The following is a 24,921-nucleotide window of genomic DNA, read 5'->3' on the forward strand; positions in this document are numbered from 1 at the left end:
CTCGAGTTGCAATGTTTACATGACTTATACTAGGGGACAGGAATCGAATTGAGGATGTACATATCTTCACGAGTATGTGTTATTCATCACTGCAATGACAGCGTTTACACGAGCTTCCGATATTCGCTTGGCGTGACGCCAGCGACCTTCTTGAACAGCTTGGTGAAATGCGGGTAATCCGGATAGCCCACCCGCTCGCCGACCTCATAGGTTTTGAGCTGTTTCTGCTGGCTCAGCAGCTGCTTCGCTTGCTCAATCCGGTATTCAATCAGGTAGGAGATGAACGACTTGCCTGTCTCCTGCTTGAACATATTATAGAAATGCGTGACGGAGATATTGAGTACCGAGAGCAGCTCATCGAGCTTAAACTGCGGGTCGGCATAACGAGCCTGAATAACGGAAATTGCCTCGTGAATGGCGGAGTGTTTTCCCCAATTTCGGCTGCCTCTTACTTGACCCAGCTCATGAAGAAGCATGTCGTGAAAGTCCTGGATCATCTCAGAGAGCTGCTCTCTCCATACTAGTTCGAAGGCAAGCGGCGTGCCCCGTTCTTCCGATTGATGCCGGATGGCGGCAGCGGTATCGAGCAAGCTCTCTTTCTTCTGCTCGTCGGGCAGCTCATAGCTCAGAATCATTCGCACGACCTCTTGGGCCGCTGCTTTCGCGCCGGGCTCGTCCACCTTCCAAATCAGCTCGAACAGCCCTCCGGATGCTTGCAGGCATTGGAACATCAGGTCGCTCTTCGTATGGCAGCACTCGATTTTCTCCCTATGTTTCTCGTAGAGTCCGGTCATAAGCTCCTTAACGGCGGAGACGCGAATCGGCTTTAGTATATAATCGGCTACGCCATAACGCAGCGCTTCCCGCGCATAATCGAACTCGCCATAACCGGATAGAATCACAATCTCCGGCTTCCAGCCCTTCTCGTGTATAGCGCGGATCAGCTCCAGCCCGCCCATGACGGGCATGCTGATATCCGTAATAATGACATGCGGCTGTTCGCGCTCCGCCAATTCCAGCGCTTCTTGACCGTCCATAGCATCCCCCACAATGACGAAATCGGGATGCGTGTCGGTTAATATTTTGCGCATGCTCAGCTTGATCATCGGTTCATCATCAACCAGCAAGATGCGGTAGCTCATCGGTCATCTCCTCCTTGGATTTCGCCTGCAGCGGCAGCACCAATTGAATCGTCGTTCCGTTCTCGTCCGAAGCGGCAATATACAGGCCAAACGGTTCTCCGAAGAGCATCCGCAGGCGTGAATGTACATTGTGAAGCCCGATCGATAGCGAGCCCTCTTGGGGATTGAAGCGATTCGATGAGTCGGCTTCATTTTGCGAGAAGGCTGCATTGTAGCGCTCCATCACTTCAGGCGGCATTCCATTGCCGGTATCCGTGATCTCTAGCACGAAGCGATTGCCATCCACGATATTGCCCGCAATTCGTATCGCGCCGGGACGGAGCTTATGGCGTTCATAGCCATGCTTGAAGCAGTTCTCCACAATCGGCTGGAGCGTCGAACGCACGGCCGGAATCGAAGCTGCTACTGCACGATCAACATCAATGCGGTATGTAAACGTGGGATACCGCTCGGACTGAATCGCCAGATAAGCTTCAATATGCTGGATTTCATCAGCCAAATGCACGCCGCCGTTCGGATTTTGCACATTGTAGCGGAACATGTCTCCCAAGGAGACAATCATATTGCTAATCTTCTCGTTCCCTTCCACGATGGCATTGGAGTTAATAAATTCAAGCGTGTTATATAGAAAATGAGGATTGATCTGCGCTTGCATCGCATGCAGCAGCGACTCCTTCTGCTTCACTTCAAGCTCTTTCTCCCGAAGCTCTGACACATGCACAATTTCAATGAGCCGTTTGATTTCCTCGACCATTTTATTAAAGCCGCGATACAAGCTGCCAATTTCGTGTCCGCCCTCATTCGGTGCCTTCACGGTGAAATCGCCCATCTCCGCACTCTTCATGAGCTGCAGCAGCTTCACTAGGGACTTAGTGATGGAGTACACAACCCCGCTGGCAGCCAACATCGACAGCAGGAAGAGCAAGACCAGCACCACAATCGAGATCCGGCTTACGGTCACGATCGATTGATTCAGCTCCGATAGCAGCACCTCGGAGATCAAGGTCAAATCGGTGCGGTCCGAGCGGATAAACACGACCAGCTTCTTGCCTTGATCCGTGTTCATCGTGAAGGTGCCGCTTTGCTTCGTGCCCATCTCCTTCAGATAGTTAGCCGGGACAACCTGCGACAGCTGCTCATCCTGCGGATGATAGATAACTTGATTGGCGGAATCGGCTACCCATACAAAGCCTGTCCGCCCAAGCTGCACCTGCTGAATAATGTGCACCATCTCGTCGCGCTTGAGGTCCACGATGAGCATCCCCTGCTTCATCGTGCTTTGCGGCGGATTAAACTTCATCGCCATCGCCACGACCCGGGTACTCGGCGTCCCTTCGAAGCCCATAATGCGGAATTGGCCCGGGGACTTCAGCCGTTTGAGATAGAGCGAATAACGCTGCTCTGCCAGCATAAAGCTGGAGCTTGAGGTCGCTTTAACCCGGTCGGAGATCAGCGAGATCCCCTGAATATCCTGCCGATTCATGACGATCTTGGCGAACAGCTCTTTCTCGATTCGATAAGAAAGCTCATAGCGTTTAATGGGGTCATCATCCTGATTGTTGAGGAATGCCCCTGTCAGATCGCTCGCCAGCATCGGCAGCATCGTCCGCTGCACTTCCGTGAAATAGGTTTCCAAATGTAAATTGACCTGGTTCACCATCTGGATGCTGGAATCTACCGCGTTGTTCTCAATGACCTGGTAAGTCCGTTCATACCAAATCCAGCCGAGAATCGGCAGTGGAAAGTAGAGAAATATCATAATGATAAGCAGCTTCTTTTGAAGTGAAATGGGCTTCAATCGCTTCATGGGTAACCCTCCAATAAGGACGGCCGTCGCCGTCTCAGACGCTGATCGCGAGATCAGTCGATATGATGCATGAACAAAGAAATGATTAGAATTTGAATATAATCGATAATCTATGAAAGCGCTATACGTAATCAATTGGGCAGCGAACCTCTGTAGACTGGGCATAACAGGAATGTTCATCCGCTCCTACCCATACAATGATGGATGAGTCAAAAGTCTGCGCGCTGCCTCTGCGGCGGCGCCCTTCAAACGGTGGGATGAGCTGAAATGGCAGATACCATTGTGTTGTTCCCGCATCGTACATGATTGCCGGCAGGCAGCCAAAAGCTTTGATTATGCTTCTCCCCGCTGAGCTTGAACAAGGGGATGATGCTTATTTGCACTGCCGCGACGCCTTGTGCGCGGCGGCTTCGCTTGTCATGGTCGGCTCGGAGCCCTTCTACTTCGAGCAGTGGTTTCGGCGAGGCCGCGTCTTCATGCAGGATGGCATCGACACGGCGGCGGATGCGATTGCCGCCGCAGCGATCAGCGATGCGATTAGCGGGAAGAGCGTTGCTTCGCTGGCGAGGCTGCAGCTGCTGCGCAGATGTGATTTTCGCGAGGAGCAATTCAAGGTGCTGCTGCCTTCGGCGATGCAGACTTTTTTCCAAACGGTTTATTCCTATTTGCTTGGTGACGCGGATAAGGCCGAGCAGTTGGGTAAGGCAGCGTTCGAGCGGGCGATCTTCACGGGTGATTCCGGTGCGATTACGACTTATTTCCGCTTCTTGTCTGCCGTCAGGCTGCTGCAAGGACGGCTTTCGGACGCGATAGATACGTATGGGATCAGCGCAGTCACCGATCACGAACGTGACGCTTTCTCGGAACTGGTCGGATTGCTTGCGGCAGGCAGGGATAAGCTCGCCTCGGCGTTGCTCTATCGGCTGAATGACGATTTCCGGCATGCCGCCGAACTGCTGGAGCCGCTTGTTGGCAGCAGCGATCCGGATGCCGATGCCAGGAGGCGCGCAACGGAGCTGTTAGTTGAGGTTTATTTGCTAAGCGGACGGCCTGAGGCGGCTTTGCCTCTGCTTAAGATGCCGCCGGGTAATGTACAGAGCCGTTTGAAACGGCTGCAACTGGAAGGCACCGTTCTTGCGCTGCAAGGAGAACGGCATGCTGCCGTGCACGCGATGCTACAAGCCGCTATGACCGGTATGGAACCATTGAAAGCAATAGCAGAACTGGCCGCCGTCGATTACAAAGCGCATCAGCTGGCAGAGGGGGAATATGCGTGAGCGATGATGTACCTCGGCCGCTTCGTAAGGCAAGCGGCAATAAGCTGACGGCTATGATGCAGGCTCGCAATGAAGCCGGCCGATATCTGGAGGCCGCACTTGCCGACTTGTCCGACTTTGTCGATGAGATCGTCATTGTCGACGATGCGAGCGATGACGGGACGCCGGATATTTGCAGCTCGTTCCCTAAGGTGAAATTGCTGGTGCGGCTGGAGCAGCCGCTGTTCGGACAGGAAGCGCGGCTTCGCCAGCTGCTGTGGGAAGCGGCCTTGCGGACAGAGCCGGACTGGCTGCTGTCTATCGATGCGGATGAATTTTTCGAGCGGAAAGCCAAGTCACAGATTCGGGCGCTCATTGACCAGGATCGGTACGACTGGGTCGCTTTTCGCATGTACGATTTCTGGGGCTCGCTCGCTTACTATCGGGACGACCCGTTATGGCAGCTGCACAAACGGCATACGATGATGCTTGTCCGCTATTTGCCGCTCTACTCGTACTTCTATCCGGCTTGGGATCATCATGTGCCGCGTCTACCGCTTTCCTGCTCGCTACTTACAGGTTTTCAATCCGAGCTTCGAGTCAAACATTACGGCTGGGCCGGCGATGACGCGCAGCGAAGGGCCAAATATGACCGGTATATGCAAAATGATCCCCTCGGCAAATGGGGCAGCTTAGAACATTACGCCTCCATTCTCGACCCCCACCCCCATCTTGTGCGCTGGCAGGAGGATGAGGAAGGGGTTGGAAAAGCATGAGGACGGTTACCATTCTGACACATAGCTACTTGAATGGTTATTCGGAGGGGGAGGCCTATTCGAAGCCTTTCGGAGGCGGCTTGGAGCGGTATATTTTCGACCTATGCGGAGTTATTCAGGCGCGAGGCTGGCGTGCAATAGTGTATCAGCTGTCGTATTTTCGTAGTTTCGAAACGACTTATAACGGCGTGGCCGTACGAGGTTTCGCCTATGAGCTGAATGATATTGCGGGGGCGTTCGAGCGGATGGCGGCCGAGGCTGAGGGACTTATTATTTATGGGAGCTGCCTGTGGCATCCGATTCGGTATGTACCGGGCAGTATTGGCATTTATCACGGCGTCAGCTGGGATTGGCATGATATGAGTGAAGTGGTCAAAGCGGACGTCGCGGTGATGATTCAGCGGGCGGTCAGCGGTTTAGAGCGGATTGTGACCGTCGACTCGCATTTCCAGACGTACTGCCGTTCCTGCTGCTCGTATGATGATGCGGAGCGGCTCGTGCTGCTGCCGAATGCGGTGGATACGGCGTGGTTCACGCCGAGGGGTGAGCTGGAGGACGACTTGGAGGACGAGGAACCGGTGGATAAGGAGCTGGAGGATGAGGCGGATGCGGAAAAGGTAGTGCGGCTGGGAGTTGTGACTGAGGAGGATGGCGAGCGAGCATCGGAGGATCGAGATGGGGAGTTAGCGTTAGAGGATGCCGATCGCACTGGAAGTGGTGCGGAAGCGTCGAGTGACGGTAGGGATGAAGGCGCAGCGGGGAGCACGAATGAGCCGATAAAGGCTGCCATACACCTATTTCTTCAGCCTGAGCCTATTTCTCGCAGGCTGCGATTACTCTATCCAAGGCGGCTGAGCTACGAGCGCGGAATCGTGCCGATGATGCTCATTGCCGATCGACTGCTGGCTGAGATGCCGACGCTGACCGTGGAGTTTGCCGGTGAGCTTGTCGAAGGCACGCCGGTGGCGCTGGCTTTCTACACCTGGCTGAAGAGTCACCCTAATCGCGATCGAATCGTGCATCACACCTATGCTTTCTCATCTATGCGTGATGCTTATCGTGCTGCAGATGTCGCTGTCATTCCGACGGTATACTCGGAGGGCACCTCCCTCTCCTGCCTGGAGGCGATGAGCTGCGGCGTTGCCATAGTCGCCACTAATGTCGGCGGTCTCAACGACCTTATTACCGATGGCTTCAACGGACGCCTTGTACCGCCAACCGAGAATGCCCTGTATACAGCTGTACGTGAGCTTCTCATGGATAAGGAACTGAGACAGCGGTACGGGGCGGATGCGCGGCGTACCGCGTTCGCATTCGATATCGGCAGATGGCAGCAGCGGTGGGGTGCGTTGTTGGAGGAACCGTTTGATCGGCGGGACTCAGGTTACTGAACACTACTCCGGCATCGCGATACACCCCTGAAATTCTAACGAATCCTACAGGCCTTATTCACTTCAAAACCATCGATTTGAAAATCTAACGAAACCTACAGGCCTTATTTGGTCAAAAACCCGTGCAATTCCACCCCTTTCGGCTAAATAAGACCTCTGTGGTTTGTTAACATTTTAAAGATGCCTATTTCTCCAAAATAAGGCCTCCACGGTTCGTTAGAGTTGAGAGGTTGTAAGCCCGAAATCATAAGCTGCCACAATTACCGACTCCATCAACATTTCGAACCACTAAGCATTGTCACGGTGACCCTCTCGATATAGATAATAAGGAAGCAGCCCGGATCGAGATCCGGGCTGCTTCCTTCATTTCATGCTTATGCCAAGCAGCAAATTATTTCACGGCCAACTCGCCGCCGCCTGTTCTTGGCTGGTATTGATGGCTGACCGAGGCTTCCTCGATATCGCCCGCAGCCCAGTGATTATCCGGAACGTCCTTCCATGGGGAATGCGCGATTCCGTAAAGCGGGCCTCTGCCCAGTACGCGGTTTATGACGGTTACCGCTTCGGCGCGCGTGAGCGTGCTGCCCGGATGGAACGTACCGTCTGCATAACCTTTTAGATAGCCTGCACTTTGAGCGGTCTTGATGGCCGCTTCGGCCCAGTGGCCGACCGTATCGGAATAACCTGCTCCTGCAACCTGGTTCTTCGGAGCAAAGCTCGCCGTGATCGCAGCCATCTCGGCACGGGTTACCGGCTGCTCCGGCTTGAAGCTGCCATCCGCATAACCGTGCATCGCCCCCATACGCGTCACTTTTGCAATCGCGTCGGCTGCCCAATATCCGGACTTAACGTCAGCGTACGCACGGCTGCTCTCTGTCTCGGACTGCGTGGAGATGCGGGACAAAATCGTCGCCAACTCTGCACGGGTGATGCTGCCGTTTGGTTTGAACAAACCGCCGTCGTAGCCCTTCACGTAAGGCTCATGTGAGAAGATAGGTGAATCGCCTGCGATCTTCATTAGCGCGAACGTACTGAACTTGTTCGTCGTAAATTGAATGCTGCGTACGCCGTTAATCGTCGTCAGCGTACCTTGCTTGAACTCAGTAGTGCCGTCGCTGTGTTCAATGTACACGCCAAGCCGCGCCAGATTCGCTTCGCTGATGGTTGCATCCTCGATTGGAAGGACAAGCGTGACCTCGCGATTTTGCAAATTCGTCTCGATTTCAACCGGATGACCAAGCAGCGTCACTTGGCTGCCGCCGGCTGCCGCAATCACGATCTTCGCGCTATTCGCGCGTTTCTCGAGTTCCTTCCCTTTATCCGCTGCTTTCACAGGAACGAGGTTAAAGTAAGCATCGTCTTTGAAGTCCTTCAGCGAAGCGTTCGGAATTTGAACCGTTACACCATTCGCCGCAAGCCTCACGTCGAGTGCGCTCTCCGAGAGCTGGCTAATCGTTTCTTTCGGCAGTTCGATGCTCGTTAAGGAGACTTCATCCTTCGATACCGGAACCGAGATCATGACCGATTTGTCGCCCGCGTTTTTGGCTTTATCGATTAACGCTTTCGCGTTGTCGCCGGATACGTTCACTTCATCCTTGACTGTACCGTCAGGCAGTGTCGCATGCACGACGTTGATTGCGCCCGGATCTGTGTATCCGCCGCCGCCACCGCCGCCGACCGGACCAGGGGAACCGGAATTCGCGGAAACATTGAATTTGAGCGCATCGACAAGCATAAGCGCGCCTGATTTCTTGACTACTTTCAGCGTGTGCGTGTCGTCTGTCAGCGACGAGATGCTGAACAAGCTGATCATCGCGTTCCGGGTTGCCGCATTCGCGCTCACCGTATTTTTCAGTTCGCCGTCAATATAGATGTCCATATTGCCTTGCTCCGGTCCTGTCGGGGACAACAGCTCAACCCCTGTGCCCTTGAACTGATATTCAAAGTAATCGTTGTTTACAGCTGTTACATGCACATCATTGGCATTGTCACCGGTGAATGCGAACATCAGCTTCGTCGTACCGACCGGCTGAGCCGCCAAGTACGCCTTCTTAATCGTGACTTGATTTCCTGCAATGCTATAATCCGTACCGTTAACGAGCGTGTACGCGCCGTTTGAGATTTCCTTCAGGCTGCCGATGCTGCCAAGAACGTTCACACTCACGTCGGCTTGCGCGGCGATGTTCTTGTCGAAATCGGCAACGGATACATCGATTAGATCTGTTAAACGCACTTTCAGCGCATCGAGCAGCATGAATTGGCCGGACTTCTTAACCGCCTTCAGCGTATGGATACCCGGTGTCAAACCCGATACCGTATAGACGGTCTGCTGCGGCTTGTTGCTCGCATTGGCTTCATACGTGCTGACCGTTTTGTCGAGTGCGCCATCGATGTAAATTTCCACATCGCCTTGGCCTTTATCAACTTCGGTAATGTACGAAATTCCCGTTCCGTTGAATGTATAAGTGAAGAAACCGCCGTTCGTTTCGAGATAGTGCACGTCTTTGTTATAGTCGTCAAACGGACGGCCGGTGCTGCGGTTCCATGAACCCGTAAATTTAATATCCGGGTTATCGTCGTTGATCATCGCATAGCGTCCGGGCGAAGATGAATTGATGACGTTGATGGCCAGCGTCTGCGGACTGCTCACGCTAAATGCAAAGGTCAGGTTAGTCACGCCGACCGATAGTTGCTGCAAATACGATTTTTTGATCGTCACGAGACCGTTTGCGATCGTGTAATCCGTCCCCTCCATCAACGCATCTGCGCCGTTCTTGATCGCGGTCAGACTGTTGCCGCCGCCAAGCGTCAGCGTCGTCGTGACGTCGGCCTGGGCCGATGTTTTCAGATCGAAGGTCGCGGATAACGTGCTGAGCGAAGTACCCGTAACCGCGATCGATATCGACTGCGTATCGCCGCCGGCAAAGCCGAAATTCAGCACGGCCGATTGGCCGGAAGGCTGCTGCATGAGATAGCTTTGCTTGATCGTCACGTCGCTGCCGTTAATCGAATAATCGGTATTGGCTGCAAGCGGTGCCGCTCCGTTCTTGATGCCCGTCAGCGTGCTTGCTCCATACGGCAAATGGACCGTAATATCAGCAGGCACGTCCTTGCTGAAGCTGGATGCGGACGGCTGGTCAAGGAGTGAGTCTGTCGTGACCTTCAGCGCATCAAGGATAAAGTAATATTGGCCGTTGCCATTGCGTACGACGCGAATGGTATGTGCGCCCGGTGCCAGGTCGGTCTTGCTGAAGACGGCGTATTGGCCAGCCTGCGGCGTACCTTCGGTATCCACTGTTACAGCCGCATCGCCGTCGACATACACATCCAGCTTGCCGTTGCTGCCGCCTTTCTCGGACCACAGCTCAATTCCGGTGCCGTTAAAGCTATACGTGATTTCGGGCTCTGTCCCATTATTGGGCTCACCGTAATGAACGTCATTCATATAATCGGACAGTCCGTTCCTGCCGCTGCTGTAGCCCCACTTGTTGGAATAGGAAATGGCCGGATCATTGTCGTTGAGTATGACCGTGTGCGATACTGCCGCAATGCCAACATCCGAAGTGGACGGCTGCGAATTGTCGCCGTTATTATCCGCATCTTGCGTAATGTTCGCAATAGGGGCAGCGGACGAATCCGTTACCGCGATGGACAGATCCTCTGCATCGCCTGCCAGCTCTTTGCCGCCATTGCGGGTCCATGTACCCGTATAACGCATGCCCGTATCGTCGTCATTGACGAGCGAAGTTCCGGCCTGCGCCGTTACCTTAAGCAATCGCGAAGCATGCGGTTCGAGCGTAACCGGACCGAAGCCTGTCTCAAAATTGCCCAAATCCTTATGCGCCCACAGATCACGGACGGAAGCAGCGCCAGTAAGGCCGATATCCTTCCAGTTCACGTTCACCGCGGCTGCCTTGTTGCCGAGATTGTACAATGCGACCGTATATGTGCCGTCACCGTTATTGGCATACCATACCTGCTGATTGGTAGACATGGATACCGGATGTGCCGGGCGGCCCGCCTGATTGACGGCGATAACCTCGTCGTTCGTCAGCAGCTCAAGTCCGTAATCATCCAAATTGCTGAGATCGTCGCCTGTATAGAGCTGCGCGGAAGAAGCGGACCACAGCGTCATTGCCGTCTGACGTTCGTCCTTCGTCAGCCCCGAAGTCATCCCGTTGCCAATGTCGATGGAGTCGAAGTCGTTCCAGCCGCCGGGACCTGCATCCCGCCACCACAGCGCGGCATCCGGGAATAAACGGGCAATGTTGGCCCACTGCGTCATGCCGATTTCGCGGTCGTAGGATTCAACATCCCAGTCTACGCGCCAGCCGTTCGCGTATTTCTTCCAGAAATCCGCGTAGTTATGATCGAGCGCCCATGAAAGCTCGAACCAAATATGACGTTTGCTAAGCGCCTCGGACCATGCTTTGACATCGTCCCGCGCGTCAATTGACGTGTCGTTATGACCGGAGCCCGGCGTAACGCTGTCGAACTTCACGAAGTCCACGCCCCACGCAACCAGCTGGTCCGCGACGGAATCGACGTATTTCTGCGCGCACGGATTGCTGAAATCAACCTTATAGCCCATGCCCCAGTAATCCGCGGTCTTGTGAGGCGTTACGGCGATATCGTTAACGAAACAATCCGTCGTGCCGTAAACCGGAATCCGCGTAGGCGAATCAATGGCACCGGGAGAGATGCCCGGGATCATGTAAATCCCGATTTTCTGCCCGTTGGCATGGACATACTTGACGAGATTCTCGAATCCGCCCGGATAGAGCGTCGTACTCGGAACCGGACGTCCATATTCGTCCATGCTGCCGTTCCAGCCGGCATCAATATTAATATAGTTATAACCGTGCGCCTGCAGCTTCTCGTGCATCGCATCGGACATTTGCTTGATTTTCGCCTCGGAAACCCAATTTCCCGACGGACCATCATATACCTGCATGCTGTAGCTGCTCCAGCCCATGTACGGCTTCAATGCTAATCCATTGTCGGCCGCTTCCGCCACGTTGGCGTGCGGAGGTAAATAGCCGATCTGCGCGACGGCGATAATAGCTAAGAGAAGGCTCAGCCAGATTTTTCTTCGGCGCTGCGATTTGTTTTTCATTTCCTTCAGTCCCCTTTGTCATTAGAAAATAGCCTCTTGCTGCACCGACGGCATTCATCCGCGGTTATGTACGGCGAGCGGACGCTGCCATTCCCCCTTTCTCCCGATATGACACCCTGCATGAGCGACGACAACCGTAACAGCCGATCTGAAAGCGCTTTTATTGCTCGATAAAAAAATCGCTGCCAAGCTTCCAGCAGCGGATAACGATCGGCCCAACTTGTATGACAGCGCTTTCCACACGACCGATTATATAAGAACGGTTCACGGCGGAGATAGGTACACTTCCGTCTAAAACCGTACGAATTGTCCGATTTCAGGGGTACAAATCATCCTCCGCAGGGCCTCATTGGCTGTTTTAGCGGTGGCTTTCGCCTTCCGATCCTCATTCTCTCCGGCTGACGAAACGCGCGGACGGCAGCGTATGGCCGTTGGCCGGCCGAGATTAAGCGATTCTCGGACAATCAGCAGCCGCCATATCGGGATGGGGTCGGCTTGAACAACGTGAATGCCGGAATTAAGCTGTGCTTCGGCGCGGATTCAAGGCCATCGAGTGGCTATCGAGCGACTGACTATCGCGAGAGTGTCGAGCAAACGTCACCGAGAAACTATCGAGCGACTGCAGAGCGACTGTCGAGAGTTTACGTTCCCAGATATCTAACGAACCGTAGAGGTCTTATTTGCTCCCAAAACCCTGATTTGACATTCTAACGAACCCTACAGGCCTTATTTGCTCCAAAACCCATACTTTCCTGCTAAATTGGGCTCAATAAGGCTTCTGTGGTTCGTTAAAATTTTGGAGCTGCCCATTTCCCCAAAATAAGGCCTCTACGGTTCGTTAGAGTCGCAAGAGGCTAAGGAGACGCTGAAGAAGTGACCGGGAAAACTTGAAGGATACTGCTGCAAAGTGGCTGGGGGGAGACTATCGAGGGGTTGTCGAGCGGCGATTGAGCGACTGGCATTGGGTGACTATCGAGAGAGTATCGAACAACGTCACCGAGAGACTTCAGAGAGACAGTCGAGCAACCATCACCGAGAGACTGCTGAGCGACTGTCGAGTGACTGGTACCGAGAAACCATTGAGAGACTATCAAGCGACCTTCACCACGCATCTTCAATTAGACTGTCGAGTGACTGGCACCGAGAAACTATTGAGAGACTGTCATGCGACCTTCACCAGGCAACTTCAAATGGACTGTCGAGTGACTGGTACCGAGAAACCATCGAGAAACTGTAGAGCAACCGTCGTCACCAAGCGACTTCAGAACGACTGCAAGCGACAGGTTCGCAGCCCATCAACAAAACAATGGGCAGACTTTAGTTCGCAAGCACCGTAGTCCCGAGCAGCAGCTCGAGCATCTCTTCGCTGCGAAGCTCGGGCAGCAGCTCCGCGTCGCAATATGCCCTCGCCCGTGCGGCAAATGCGGCGGCAAACCCCGCCGCTGCAGCTCGCTGCTGCCATGGGCGCGCGCCCGCGACACCGGTCACAGCGGCAAAACCATCCGCCGCTGCCCGCCAATCGCCGACCAAAGCGGCGGTCCAACCATTGGCCAAGCAGCGCTGCATTCCGATGCCCGCAGCTGCCTGCTCTCCATAGCAGATAACAGCAAACCAGCCGCCGCATGCGTATAACCGTTCAGGTATAACCGTTCCGCATACTCTTCCCGCAGCTCGGCTCCGGCTTCTTTCAGCTTGCCTGCCAATGGCAGCATGCCAAGCTGAAGCGCACGCTCCAGCAACAGACTCGCAACATCAGCCCGCAAGGACAATCCGCTGACTGTTCCCGTCAGGAACCCATCCAATGCAAGCAGCATCGCTTCCAGCTGTTGCACCTCAGAATCCACGCTGCCATGAAGCAAGCTGCGCAGCTCCTCATGGAGTGTCCCACCTTCAGTCCAACAGTAAAGTGCCGCATCCACGCAAAGCTCTAGCCAGTACGGCTCCGTCGATGACAGCAAAGGTTGCTGCTCCACAGCCTCGGCAATAAGAGTCACGTTGCCATGATCAACCTGCGGCTCACCGCTCACCACCGAGTTGCCCTCAACCTGCGTCTCGCCTTCCTCGCTCGCGCCATCCGCGACCCCGAGCGCTCCCAGCAGCACCGCCCGCGCTTCGCCCGCGTGCCCGGCGCCGGCCAAACACGCCGCGTACTCGCGCGCGTCCGCCGGCGCGAGCGGCTGCGCCGCGCGCCATAGCGGCAGTGCAACGGCATACGCGCCTATGCCGCCAAGCACCCGGGCCTGCAGCGCCAAATCCCCCGGCGCTGCAAGCCCCACGCTCGAAGCCAGCGCTGCGCGTATGGCTTCATCGCGCTCGCCCGCGGCCTGCTGCTGCTCCGCCCAGCCGGCCAGGGCAGGGCCAAACCGCGGCGCCTCACGGGCGGCCGCCGCGTACAAGCGCTGCGCGCTGTCGCCCCGGCCGAGCGCCGCCTCGGCCGCAGCCAAACCGCAGCGGGCGCGATATGTCCCCGCGCCCGCCTCTACCACATACCGGGCGGCGGCAGACCCCGCTGCCCCCGCTTCCAGCGCCGCCTCGTAGGCGCTGCTAACAACGTTCAATAACTCTTCAACGCTCAGTATATTAGGCGGTTCGGTTATCGCAACCCTTCAAATCTCCAATCCCAATGCCAGCGGCCGAACGCTCTATGTCTCTCGTATATCGGGCGGTGTTGGCGTTGGCCTTAGCTTACTTTCTTCCTTCAGCGGCTCCTTGACGATGACGAGGGCAGCCACAATAAGCTCCCCCTCCACCCTGACTCCCTTCAACACGCAGTTCGGCAATTCAGCGACCAGTGTCATGACGGCGAGATCCTCCACAAGTGCCGCCTCCGGGGGGACAGCCTTCCTTTCATTGCCGCTCATCCCCGGTATGTTTTCTTTCGACTATGTGGGCGGACTAATCGTGCCGGAGAATCAAAGCATTTCCATTACGGTCAGCAGCTCGCTCACCGTAGCAGGCACGCTTACCTCCTTCGCCAACATTTCTTGGTGGGAAGGATAACGCTTGCTGCCCGTTTCCCGGGAAATAATCGCAGCGCCCAGGATATAAAAAAGAAGACCCTCTCAGCCTCTGCCCATGCAGCGCTGAAATGGTCTTCTTTATGATTAGATACAAGCTTATAACTGACCGCACGACTGCTCATGAACAGCTGTGGTCAGCTTGCGAAGCTGTTCTCGAAGCTGGGTAATTTCCTCGGTAGGCATGTTGGTCTGACAGAACACGCGCTCCGGAATCGTTACCGCCTTCGTCTTCAGCTCGCGTCCTTGGTCGGTCAATCGGACGATGACGCTGCGCTCATCCTCAGGATCGCGCTCCCGTCGAATGAGTGTCATCCCTTCGAGCTTCTTTAAGAGCGGCGTGAGCGTGCCGGAATCCAGGTACAGCCGGTTTCCCAGCTCCTTCACAGGTACGCCGTCCTTCTCCCAGAGCGCTAGCAAGGTTACATACTGAGTGTACGTAATGCCTAGTTCATCCAAATACGGGCGATACAGCTTCGTTACTTCGCGGGCGCAGGCGTAGAGGGCGAAGCAGAGCTGATTGTCGAGCTCCAGCTGAGCACCTTTTTCCATTGCAGTCTTCCTCTCTGCGGCTTAGGCTAGCAAGCCAATCTATAGTGAATAACACAATTAAATTGCATGCAATTTATGTCGTTAGAATACCAGTTGCCGCAGGTACTGTCAACTGCTACACCGCGCCTTTCCGATGGGAAAGAAGTAATTCCGAGATGGCTTGATGCCCACTGCGTCTTGCCCATGCCAGCGGCGTTGCCCATTCCGGCACATCTGCCGGCTCGATCGCCGCTCCTTTGCGAAGCAGGTAAGCCGCCATCTCGACTTGCCCGTACTTGGCCGCCCAGCCAAGCGGGGTCGTATTATATTCCTCGTCCACGGCGTCAAGCTCAGCACCATAGCGAAGCATCAGATCGGCTAGATCGGTGTCGCCCTTCTTGGCAACCAAATGCAGATAGCTGATACCGAGCCAATTCCGAACGTTCGGATCCGCATCATGACGAAGCAGAAGCTCCACCATCTCTTGGTCTGCATAGCTGAAGGCATACACCATATAATTGCTGGCGTACCAAGGCCCGTTCAGCTCGACCTTATGCCTTAGCAGCAGCTTAACGATGTTGGTATATCCGCAGCTTGCCGCCTGGGCGAGCGGTCCGTAGTCGCCATCATTGGCAGCAGCCGGATTTAGCGCGAGCATTTCGCCGACCAAGTCGATGCGGCCTATTGCACAGGCACCGGTCATCGTGACCGTCCCGCCATGTTCATAGAGCAGCTCCAGCAGCTCCTGTGCGCCTTTCTGCATGGCGGCAAACACGGCATTGCCCGATGCATCGATCTCTGCGTTTGGATTCGCTCCATGCGCAAGCAGCAGCTTCACGCATTCGGTATGGTCGCCTCTGACCGCCGCATAGAGGGCCGCTCCGCCCGGCGCATCTCGCTCAGGCAGGTTAGGGTCGGCGCCACTGGCGAACAGCAAGCGCACAACCTCTACATAGCCATGCTTGGCCGCATAATAGAGCGACGATCTGCCCGACGTGTCTGTGGCATTGGCCAGCTGTGGCTCCTGAGCCAGCTGCTCCTTCACTCGCATAGCGTCGCCTACGGCGGCCGCAATGAAGATATCGTAAGAGATTCCTTTTCCAATGAGATACCCCAGTAAGAAACGTGGATCCCGAATCGTATTCGAGGGCAGGTCTCGATTGCCTCTGTAGAAATAATCGCCCTCCATCGCCAGATGGACAGCCTGACTCCCGTCGGCTCTTCGCGCATGAATATCCGCGCCGCGTGCCAGAAGCAGATCGATCAGCTCCAGCTGCCGTGTCATTACAGCCCAGTGCAGCGGCGTGTTGCCTCGTTCATCACCTGCATGAATCGTCTCCGGATGCTGCTCGAACCAGGACAACAGCTCATCGCGATTGAATGCGCGAATTAGCCCCGCCGTTACGTCGCCGATCGGCTGCACTTGAAGCGTGCGCTGAAGATGCTCGCGAAGCAGCTCGGCGATCTCTGCGTATCCGCGATCCTGCGCCTTCTGCAGCAGGGAGTCCTGCCAGCTTAGAACAGGCTTGTCCGCAGCATCTGCGCCATAACGGAGCAGAAGTGCTGCCGTATCCAGATGGCCTTCCCGGACCGCGACATGCAGAGGCGAGAAGTACCCCCAGTTACATTTTGCCAAATCAGGATCTTGCTGAAGCAGCTCTTCCACCATCGAGGTTTCTCCGGCTGCGCACAGATCAAACATTCTTCTTATGGATTCAGGCATCGTTATCGTCATTGGGCTTACCCCCGTCGCATGAGTTTAAGATACGATTGAAGCATTGCGATTCTCCAGACTACAATCATTCCGAAGGCAAGCACGAAGAACAGCGCTCCCGTTTGCGGGATACTGACAGTTTGCTCCACTAGATTATGAACGAGCAGACGTACGATAAGAAGACCGAGCAGAATGAATATAAACATTTTGGACCGTTTCAATACGATCGTGTCCCCAACCCTCTCCAGCTTCGAGGTACGGATGAGCGGATAAGCGAACAATACCGCGCCGACAGCAAAAGCGGTAATGCCCCATAACCACGGCACATGCGTAACCGGTGCGACAAACATCAGGAAGCCGGTCGACATGCCGATCGGCGGAATAATGATTTTGCGCATTGTCGTTGGCCGATTGCTAGCGCGCAATCGCAGGAACATCACAGCTATGCCTGAGAGCAGCGTGACTACAATGGAGGCCACGTGAGGGAGAGAGAATGATTGAGGGAGAAAGCTCATGTGGACGCAGCTCCTTTATTTCCGGCTGTTTCAAGAAGAAGCCGATTGACTTCGTTCGGGCCATACCGTGCAACTCTTCTTAGAAAGCGCTTGTTTTCTCTAATCCTACTCATTTTACTGCTGGGTTGCAAATAGATCGCGATGCACCTTCACGACCGCCTTACGGATTGGAATATCTTGTTCAACCGAGCAGTTGGGTCTGTGAATGTCGGTCGGAAACAAGACAACGAAATCACCCGGCACCATATCAATCGTATTCTCGTTATGTACTTCATCATAGAAAGCGATGTCTTGCGTCTCATAGCGGTCGTTTGTAATGACCTGATCCTCCGAAACTTTGGCTACTCGCATCCGCTCGCGGCCGCTAAGCAGCAGCTGAATGTCCGCATGCAGCCTATGCGTCTCCGGCTTCACTTCGCGCCAATCTCTCGTTACGGGCTCGTTAATAAGCAGAAACATACCAGGCTCGCCAAACTCATGCCGCCCGGCAGGAAGCTCGTCCAGATCCATCTGCTGCAGCATTTCTATCGCACGGCGCACCGGCGCGGGGAACGTATGCTGCTCCCGCTCCCAATTCGTTAAATCGCTGAATATCATAGGCGTTATTACCCCTCTACGATTGATTTTACCCGGCCGACATCACCGGTTTGCAGGCGCACTTTAATCCCATGCGGATGGTTGGGCGAATTCGTCAAAATATCCTTTACGATGCCCCGGGTTGTTTTGCCTGTTGCTTGATCCTTCTTCAATACAATATCTACAGTAAGCCCCGGACGGATTGCCGAGCGTTGTTGTCCATTTGTACTCATGGTTCGTTACGTACTCCTTCAAAAGTTGGATTTATTGCTCCCATCATATGCCAGCGCATGAGTGAAGTAAAGATTTTGGCCGTGAAGATGCAAGAAAGGATTGACAGTGAGAATGAGAATTACTATCATTGTTGTAGGGCACGACAACACCATCCAGAGAGGTCGGGAACAGGGCGGATGAAAAAGATCAAGTACTGCTGCAGGAACTTCAAGCACGGCTCCAAGTCTGTTTTTAAAACCTTAAAGCAAGAATTTCCCGACTTGAAGCAGAAGAAGAAGGATTGCCTTAGCAACTGCAAGCTGTGTTCCAAACAATGCATGGTCATGATCGGCAAATCGGAAGTCGTTGTAGCCCCGACAGCAGAAGTGTTGTATGCCAAGCTCAAACACCGGATAGGCTGATATGGCATAGTATGGTAATATAGGAGACGAAGTAGTCCATACTCCTTAGTGGAGTTTGGTGCTTCGTCTCTTTTTATTTTATAATATATTTGGAAAGGGAGGTGCGGCCGATGATGAACGACACACTCAGCCAAGCTTTGAACGATCAAATGAATTTCGAGTTTTATTCCGCACACGTGTATTTGGCAATTGCCGCTTACTGTTCCGGAGAAAGCCTCGACGGTTTTGCGAATTTCTTTATTGTTCAAGCCGAAGAAGAACGCTTCCACGCGATGAAGATGTACAAGTATCTGAACGATCGCGGAAAACGCGCTACACTGATCGGCATGAGCACACCTAACAATGAATATAGCTCAATCCTTGATGCCTTCCAGCATGCTTACCAGCATGAGCAGGAAGTTACCAAGCGGATCTATCACTTGTCTGATCTTGCGATGAATGATCGCGAGCATGCGACGATTCAGTTCCTCAAATGGTTCATTGATGAGCAGGTAGAGGAAGAGTCGATGTTCGACAGCATCATTAACAAGCTGAAGCGAATCGACACGGATAGCAATGCTTTCTTCATGCTCGATAACGAGTTTGCACAGCGGACATTCGTTCCACCGACTACGGCTTAAGCATGGTTTGAAAAAGTGGCTGAACAGGGATATCCCCCGCTCAGCCACTTTTTTGTATTCAATTAACGCCGCGTGAGGCGGCAGTTCGAATCACCGGCCACCCACCAATTCCTCGCTACCACACGATCCGATGACCATCTAACTACTATCCGCTACTCGCTGGCCAATCACCAACCATCGACCACTCACTGGCGGCTGACCAACCATAACCACCGGCCACCAGCCACCCATTCCCGTCGAAGCGGTAAACACTGCAGACTCCAACTCTCACGATCCCCGGGAATTCTAACGAACCCTACAGGTCTTATTTCTGCAATATTACTCGATTCGAAATTCTAACGAATCCCACAGGTCTTATTCGGTCAAAATATGCCCTTTGCCGCCCAAATTCCCCTAAATAGCGCCGCTAAGGTTCGTTAGAATCCATTAGGGGTTAATTTCGAGCAAATAAGGCCTGTGTGGTTCGTTAGCGCGTAAACATGACGACAAGAGCAAGCATTCCAGCGCTGCGCAAACTCTCCACATAGAGAAAGCCGCCTCCAAAGTCGCGATGCGCACTTTTGAGACGGCTCCTTATCGTTTCTAACGACGACGGTTAGTCAGTATCGTCACTGCGAACCTCGGCAGCACCAGCTGGCGGCGCCAGCGGGACGGCTGCTTGAGCAGTCGGTACAGCCACTCGACGTTCAGCTTCTGCCAGATTACCGGCGCGCGTTTCACCTTGCCCGCGATGACATCCAAGCTGCCTCCGACACCGAAGGCGATCTTCGCATGCAAGCGGCTCTTGTGCTTGTAGATCCAACGCTCCGCATTAGGTGCGCCGAGCGCTACGATCAGCACATCCGGACGTTTCTGTCCGATATCGGCGACAAGCGCTTCTTCCTGCCCGTCCTTGAAGAAGCCGTTATGTCTGCCGACAATGGTGACGCCTTGGTATTTGCTCGCGATGATTTCAGCCGCTTTCGCGTTGGTCTGCTCGTCCGCCCCGACGACATAAAGCGTGAAATGATGCTGCTTCGCTTCTTCGAACAGACGAATCAGCAAATCATAGCCCGTTACACGCTCAGGGATATGTTCGCCCTGCCACTTAGCGGCAAGGACCACGCCGATGCCGTCCGGCGTTATGATATCCGCTTCATCCACGATTGCCTGCAGCTGCTTCTCCGAACGTGCTGCCATGACAATCTCCGGGTTCGCTGTAATCAGATGAAATAACGGCTTATCCTTCGCCGCGATTTGCGCTTGTACGAGCGCCACCGTATCCGAAAGCGTCCGCTTCGAGAACGGAACGCCCAATATATTGACTGTATTCATCCTACACCTTCCTCTATACGCTCATGCTGTCTATTATTGTAGCACAAAGCCGAAATCGGTTGAAACCTAGCGGAACAGCCCGGCAATCCATCTGATAAAGTCGCCTACGATCGGCACAAGGCCAAATCCGTGCTGACCGATGGCGACAATTCCATAGACGCGTTCACCGATCGCTACCACGCCAAGAACATGCTGACCGATGGCGACGGCTCCAAGCGCATTTTGACCGATCCCGACCGCACCGACAGCAGATTCGCCGATAGCCACCGCCCCGATCGCCAGCTCCCCAATGGCTACAGCCCCGGCAGACAATCCGCCTGACATGGCCACTGCGCCAAGCGCCAGAAGCCAGCCGACGGCCACGGCTCCGACCGAAATGACGCCGACTGAGACCGCCCCGCCGGCCACAAGCCCGATCGCCACATCGCCGAGTGCGATAACGCCAATGGCGACTTTAGGTTTGCCTTTGCCAACGCTTGTCCGAATACTGATGAATGGGAGCTTTGCAGTAGGCCACTGATAGTCGATTTCTTCTTGCCCATTGCCTCTTATGTATCTGTTAAATCGAAGCAATCGCTGCCATTCAAACATGAATGCACACTCTCCTCGCTTATCCAATTATTATCAGTTCTGCATGCAACGAATGATTCAAGCTGTTATCTCAAGCGTATAATAATTTAAGAAGCGCAACAAGGATGAAGCGTGAAATATTGCGATTTCATGCTCATAGAAAGTAGATGATTCGTTATGAACCTCAAATCACTGCTATACGGGACCCTAGTGACTCTATTGATGGCCGCGGTATTGTTAACGGGCTGCGGGAAGCAAGGCATCTATATGTCAAACGCGGCTGCAAACAGCCAGCCGACGAAGGAACCCGCTTCAGACGCAGATAACAGCGACACCGCTGCTTCTAACAACCCAAAATCGCCGAAGGTTGTAGCAAGTAACGAAGCCTTTAAAGTCTATGAACCGGCGGAAGAGAGCATTGTCGGAAAATCGTTCGTCGTGAAGGGGCAAGCCCGCGTCTTCGAAGCGGCTTTCAGTTATTCGTTCGAGGACGGACATAACGTCCTTGCCGAAGGGAATGTCGTGGCGGATCAAGGAGCACCGGCATGGGGAAATTTCGAGTTCACCGTTACACTCGCAAGGGCGCCAACCAGTCCGACAGGCGTGCTAACGATCTATGAATCGAGCGCAAAGGACGGTTCGCACATCCATAAGCTGAATTTGGCTTATCACTTCGAGGACGGCTTAGTGGAGCTCGATAACTAACATAAAGAGCCGTTCAAGACTGCGCGCCAACGCGCCATGTTTTGAACGGCTCTCTTACTCTAATGGCCCGGCTGTGTGGCAATTTGCCACCGGACGCCATACTTGTCCTCGATACGTCCAAACATACTCCCCCAGAACATCCGCTCAAACGGCATGATGATTTTGCCGCCATTCCCCGACAGATTGTTAAAGGCATCCTCCGCTTCTTCCTCGGTCTCGAACTCCAAAGTGAGGTCAATCCCATTGCCGCGATTGATCGGCCCAGCATCCGCCATATAGAAGAGAAGACCTGCCGCCTGCAGCACCAAATGCATAACCCTGTCTTTATCCTCCTCAGCAGAGCCCGGCATCATTTCGCCGTACGTTTGCTGGCTTATAATCTCGCCGCCAAGAGCTTCTACATAGAACTTCGCCTGTTCAAGTGCTTGCTCGCTGTATAGGTATGGACGAAGTTTCGTCATCGTAATCGTTCCCCCTTCAATTGCGGTTTCACTGAAACCGATGCCTGCCTTGTACCATGAGTGTACCAAATCCGCCTGATCTCCGCTATTCGCCGCGGTGAATCCAGAAACGTTTGACGACATTGCCGTGTGCTTCCGTGAAGCTCGATTCGAATCGCCCGCCATTTCGCAGTATCGTGCGTTCCGATCCGATATTATCATGATCGCAGATGACCAACACTTCGCGTAGGCCAAGCGCATCCGTCTTCTGGAGCGACAAGGCAAGGAGCTGTGACGCGTAGCCTTTGCGGCGCTCTGAAGGGATGATGCCATACCCAATGTGTCCGCCGCTCTCAAGCAGCTTCTGATTCAGCCGGTGACGGATATTCGCCGCACCGACGACATGTCCGGCTTCGTCCAGTAGCCAATAGGTGGAATGTGGCACCCAGCCCTCAGGCATGTTCTCCTCTTTATGGGCGTCATTCAATTGAGAGATGTATGCCGCAAAATCACTCGGATCCTGACTCACCACCCAAGGGACAATATCTTCCCCGCTCTCGATCCATTCCAGGTAGAACGCCAAATAAGCTTCCTGCAAAGCAGTTGACGGCTTTACTAACTGCACCATTGTTCCCCACGCTCCTCTATAGAAAAAGAAGCAAGGCAGCGACAGTATATCGTCTTATGCCTTGCTTCATCGGTTGATTATGAATGGATCTTAACGCGACCCTTTGCGCTGCGGACGACCGCCCGAGCCTTGTTTCCCGCCGCCGCTGCTGCGGCCGCCTTTGAAGCCGCCCGCGGACGGCCTGCCGCCTGAGGACGGTCTGCCGCCACCCGTTGATGGTCGGCCGCTCGAGGAAGACCGGGCGCGATTCTTATCGCCGCCCCCGTTCGGGAATTGCGGTGCGCCTGCACCGCGGCTGCCGAATTCGCCGCCGCGGCCGGTTCCGCCGCGCTGCGGGGAATCCCCGCGCGAAGCTGCTGCGCCGCCGAACTCGCTGCGCGGTGCCGAAGCGCCGCGGGATTCGCCGCGCTGCGCAGAACCGCCACGGCTGCCGCCGAACTCACCGCGTGACGCCGATGCGCCACGGGATTCGCCGCGGGATGCCGAAGCTCCGCGGCCGCCGCCGAACTCGCTGCGGCCAGCTGATGCGCCGCGTCCGCGTGCCGAGTCGCCGCCGCGACCACGCGATGCGTCGCCACCGCGACCGCCGGTGCGCTCAGCTGCGCCAGCGCCTCCGCCGAATTCGCTGCGGCGCGTGTTGTCGCCGCGTCCGCCTTCTTCGCGGGACGGCGTGCTGTAGCGCCCGCGTCCTGCCGGCGCCGCGCCATCGCGCGAGCCTGCTCCGCCGCGTCCGCGCGGTGCTTCCGCTCTTGCCGCGCCCCATTGCGGCGCCTCTTCGGCACCGCGTACGCCTGCTCCGCGCGATTCGCCGCGCTTCGCCGCTCCACCGTACGCGCCGCCGCCTGAGTTGGCCTTGCGGCTATCAATGTTGCCGCCGAAGCCGGATCTGCTCTTGCGGCCTTCCTGGCCGGAACGGCCGCCCTTAGGCGCCCACTTGCCGGAAGCCGACTGGCCCGACGTTCCGCCTCTGCGGCCGGAGCCGCCGGATTTGCGTTCGCCGCCTTGACGGTCCGGCATATCGTCCATCACCGATGTGCGAATCGGCGCACCTCCGCGATTCTTCTCGCGCGGAATCGGCTGATTGATGCCTTTCTCAATGGCAGCAAGCTCCAGACGATCATGCGGAGATACAAGGGTAATCGCAAGACCATCTTCGCCTGCACGGCCTGTACGGCCGATCCGGTGAATGTAGCTCTCTGCATTCTCCGGAATGTCGAAGTTGAATACATGCGTAATCCCTTCAACATCGAGGCCGCGTGCTGCAACGTCAGTCGCAACGAGCAGATGAATCTTCGCATCGCGGAACTTTTTCATTACCTGCTCGCGTTTCGATTGCGTGAGATCGCCATGCAGCTCGTCGCTGTTAAAGCCGTTCTCTTGCAGGAATTCGTTAAGCGCGCTAGCCCGCTTCTTCGTACGGACGAAAATAACGCCCAAATACGGGTTGTACTCGCCCAAAAGCCGCTGCAGCTGCTCCATCTTGTCTTTCGCACCGACTTCAACCGTCAGCTGGCGAATCGCCTTCAACGTCACTTGCGGTGCTCGCACCGTGATGTCCTTCGGTTCGATCATGAACCGCTGCGCCAGCGAGCGTACGCCGCCCGGCATGGTTGCCGAGAACAGCATCGTTTGCTTGCGGTAAGGCATCTGGCTCAAAATTTCCTCAACTTCTGTCAAGAAGCCCATGTGCAGCATTTGATCGGCCTCGTCGAGCACGAGCATTTTGACCGAACCAAGCTTCACTGTGCCTCTGCGAATATGATCAAGCAGCCTGCCCGGCGTAGCCACAACAATATGAACCGCACGCTGAAGCTTCCGCAGCTGCGATTCCACATCTTGTCCGCCATAAACAGCCAGCACGCTGAATTCGTCCTTCGTTGCAAGCCGTTTCTTCAGTTCTGTCGTAATTTGCAGCGCTAGCTCACGCGTCGGCGTAAGGATAAGACCCTGCAGATCATCGCGCTCCGGTCTGATTTTCTCCAGCATCGGAAGCAGGAACGCGAGCGTTTTGCCCGTACCTGTCTGTGCCTGACAGATTACGTCGCTGCCCTGCATAATAACGGGTATTGCGCCTTCTTGAATCGGTGTCGCTTCATGAATTCCTTCATTACGCAGCGACTGCGTCCGTTCCTTGGCAATACCTAATTGTTCAAAACCTGCCAATACAT

Annotated in this window: 22 protein-coding genes; 7 read left to right on the forward strand and 15 right to left on the reverse strand. The window is 54.9% G+C overall.

Features of this window, described 5'->3' with window-relative positions; translation table 11 throughout:
• Positions 1–104 precede the first annotated feature (104 nt).
• Positions 105–1,142 carry a response regulator transcription factor gene (locus AC50Y3_RS14450; RefSeq protein ID WP_494819426.1) on the reverse strand — a complete coding sequence of 346 codons (1,038 nt, stop codon included), beginning with the start codon at positions 1,140–1,142 and terminating at the stop codon, positions 105–107.
• Entirely contained in the window at positions 1,117–2,949 is a 1,833-nt protein-coding gene (locus AC50Y3_RS14455) for a sensor histidine kinase (protein ID WP_494819427.1), read from the reverse strand. The genes AC50Y3_RS14450 and AC50Y3_RS14455 overlap by 26 nt, the downstream gene beginning before the upstream one ends.
• 329 nt (positions 2,950–3,278) lie before the next feature.
• On the opposite strand from AC50Y3_RS14455, the gene AC50Y3_RS14460 reads away from it, so the two are divergent.
• The 3 genes from AC50Y3_RS14460 to AC50Y3_RS14470 are packed head-to-tail and all read left to right on the forward strand — an operon-like array spanning position 3,279 to position 6,372.
• Positions 3,279–4,226 carry a hypothetical protein gene (locus AC50Y3_RS14460; protein WP_494819428.1) on the forward strand — a complete coding sequence of 316 codons (948 nt, stop codon included), beginning with the start codon at positions 3,279–3,281 and terminating at the stop codon, positions 4,224–4,226.
• A complete protein-coding gene (locus AC50Y3_RS14465; RefSeq protein ID WP_494819429.1) occupies positions 4,223–4,981 on the forward strand; it encodes a glycosyltransferase in 759 nt (252 codons plus the stop codon). Before AC50Y3_RS14460 ends, AC50Y3_RS14465 begins: the two co-directional genes overlap by 4 nt.
• The gene (locus AC50Y3_RS14470; RefSeq protein WP_494819430.1) at positions 4,978–6,372 is read left to right on the forward strand and encodes a glycosyltransferase family 4 protein; all 1,395 of its coding nucleotides are present in this window, start codon (positions 4,978–4,980) and stop codon (positions 6,370–6,372) included. Before AC50Y3_RS14465 ends, AC50Y3_RS14470 begins: the two co-directional genes overlap by 4 nt.
• 391 nt (positions 6,373–6,763) lie before the next feature.
• Here the strand turns inward: AC50Y3_RS14470 and AC50Y3_RS14475 are convergent, their stop codons facing one another.
• The 3 genes from AC50Y3_RS14475 to AC50Y3_RS14485 all read right to left on the reverse strand — a co-directional run bounded on the left by AC50Y3_RS14475 (position 6,764) and on the right by AC50Y3_RS14485 (position 14,286).
• Positions 6,764–11,488, reverse strand: a complete 4,725-nt coding sequence (locus AC50Y3_RS14475; protein WP_494819431.1) for a X2-like carbohydrate binding domain-containing protein — start codon at positions 11,486–11,488, stop codon at positions 6,764–6,766.
• 1,484 nt (positions 11,489–12,972) lie between these two features.
• Positions 12,973–13,932 carry a hypothetical protein gene (locus AC50Y3_RS14480; protein ID WP_494819432.1) on the reverse strand — a complete coding sequence of 320 codons (960 nt, stop codon included), beginning with the start codon at positions 13,930–13,932 and terminating at the stop codon, positions 12,973–12,975.
• Between the two features lie 198 nt (positions 13,933–14,130).
• Complete coding sequence (locus tag AC50Y3_RS14485; RefSeq protein WP_494819433.1) at positions 14,131–14,286, reverse strand: hypothetical protein; 156 nt, start codon at positions 14,284–14,286, stop codon at positions 14,131–14,133.
• Between AC50Y3_RS14485 and AC50Y3_RS14490 the strand changes: the two genes are divergently transcribed.
• The gene (locus AC50Y3_RS14490; RefSeq protein ID WP_494819434.1) at positions 14,285–14,488 is read left to right on the forward strand and encodes a hypothetical protein; all 204 of its coding nucleotides are present in this window, start codon (positions 14,285–14,287) and stop codon (positions 14,486–14,488) included. The two genes, AC50Y3_RS14485 and AC50Y3_RS14490, sit on opposite strands and share 2 nt — an antisense overlap.
• A 116-nt stretch (positions 14,489–14,604) precedes the next feature.
• Here AC50Y3_RS14490 and AC50Y3_RS14495 read toward each other — a convergent pair whose 3' ends face one another.
• The 5 genes from AC50Y3_RS14495 to AC50Y3_RS14515 all read right to left on the reverse strand — a co-directional run bounded on the left by AC50Y3_RS14495 (position 14,605) and on the right by AC50Y3_RS14515 (position 18,074).
• Positions 14,605–15,057 (reverse strand): MarR family winged helix-turn-helix transcriptional regulator, encoded by a 453-nt coding sequence (locus AC50Y3_RS14495; RefSeq protein ID WP_494819435.1) that lies wholly within the window; start codon positions 15,055–15,057, stop codon positions 14,605–14,607.
• Positions 15,058–15,172: 115 nt separating this feature from the next.
• Positions 15,173–16,771: an ankyrin repeat domain-containing protein gene (locus AC50Y3_RS14500; RefSeq protein WP_494819436.1), complete on the reverse strand. Its 1,599-nt coding sequence runs from the start codon at positions 16,769–16,771 to the stop codon at positions 15,173–15,175.
• A gap of 5 nt (positions 16,772–16,776) precedes the next feature.
• The gene (locus tag AC50Y3_RS14505) at positions 16,777–17,265 is read right to left on the reverse strand and encodes a CcdC family protein (protein WP_494819437.1); all 489 of its coding nucleotides are present in this window, start codon (positions 17,263–17,265) and stop codon (positions 16,777–16,779) included.
• Positions 17,266–17,379: 114 nt separating this feature from the next.
• A complete protein-coding gene (locus tag AC50Y3_RS14510) occupies positions 17,380–17,862 on the reverse strand; it encodes a NanQ anomerase/TabA/YiaL family protein (protein WP_494819438.1) in 483 nt (160 codons plus the stop codon).
• An 8-nt stretch (positions 17,863–17,870) separates the two neighbouring features.
• Entirely contained in the window at positions 17,871–18,074 is a 204-nt protein-coding gene (locus tag AC50Y3_RS14515; RefSeq protein WP_494819439.1) for a YwbE family protein, read from the reverse strand.
• Positions 18,075–18,251: 177 nt separating this feature from the next.
• Between AC50Y3_RS14515 and AC50Y3_RS14520 the strand changes: the two genes are divergently transcribed.
• Positions 18,252–18,476, forward strand: a complete 225-nt coding sequence (locus tag AC50Y3_RS14520) for a DUF1450 domain-containing protein (protein ID WP_210660950.1) — start codon at positions 18,252–18,254, stop codon at positions 18,474–18,476.
• Positions 18,477–18,589: 113 nt separating this feature from the next.
• On the forward strand, positions 18,590–19,096 hold the full coding sequence (locus AC50Y3_RS14525; protein WP_494819635.1) for a ferritin: 507 nt from the start codon (positions 18,590–18,592) through the stop codon (positions 19,094–19,096).
• Positions 19,097–19,678: 582 nt separating this feature from the next.
• Here AC50Y3_RS14525 and AC50Y3_RS14530 read toward each other — a convergent pair.
• Positions 19,679–20,410: a WecB/TagA/CpsF family glycosyltransferase gene (locus tag AC50Y3_RS14530; RefSeq protein ID WP_494819440.1), complete on the reverse strand. Its 732-nt coding sequence runs from the start codon at positions 20,408–20,410 to the stop codon at positions 19,679–19,681.
• Between the two features lie 66 nt (positions 20,411–20,476).
• Entirely contained in the window at positions 20,477–21,001 is a 525-nt protein-coding gene (locus AC50Y3_RS14535; RefSeq protein ID WP_494819441.1) for a hypothetical protein, read from the reverse strand.
• A 156-nt stretch (positions 21,002–21,157) separates the two neighbouring features.
• Here AC50Y3_RS14535 and AC50Y3_RS14540 point away from each other — a divergent pair, with 156 nt between their 5' ends.
• Positions 21,158–21,685, forward strand: coding sequence for a Gmad2 immunoglobulin-like domain-containing protein (locus AC50Y3_RS14540; protein ID WP_494819442.1), 528 nt, complete (start codon positions 21,158–21,160; stop codon positions 21,683–21,685).
• Between the two features lie 59 nt (positions 21,686–21,744).
• Here the strand turns inward: AC50Y3_RS14540 and AC50Y3_RS14545 are convergent, their stop codons facing one another.
• The 3 genes from AC50Y3_RS14545 to AC50Y3_RS14555 all read right to left on the reverse strand — a co-directional run bounded on the left by AC50Y3_RS14545 (position 21,745) and on the right by AC50Y3_RS14555 (position 24,916).
• A complete protein-coding gene (locus AC50Y3_RS14545) occupies positions 21,745–22,269 on the reverse strand; it encodes a VOC family protein (protein WP_494819443.1) in 525 nt (174 codons plus the stop codon).
• The gene (locus AC50Y3_RS14550) at positions 22,232–22,753 is read right to left on the reverse strand and encodes a GNAT family N-acetyltransferase (protein WP_494819444.1); all 522 of its coding nucleotides are present in this window, start codon (positions 22,751–22,753) and stop codon (positions 22,232–22,234) included. The genes AC50Y3_RS14545 and AC50Y3_RS14550 overlap by 38 nt, the downstream gene beginning before the upstream one ends.
• Positions 22,754–22,843: 90 nt before the next feature.
• Positions 22,844–24,916 (reverse strand): DEAD/DEAH box helicase, encoded by a 2,073-nt coding sequence (locus AC50Y3_RS14555; protein WP_494819445.1) that lies wholly within the window; start codon positions 24,914–24,916, stop codon positions 22,844–22,846.
• Positions 24,917–24,921: the final 5 nt, after the last annotated feature.

It is taken from the genome of Paenibacillus sp. J22R98 (genome assembly GCF_059383835.1).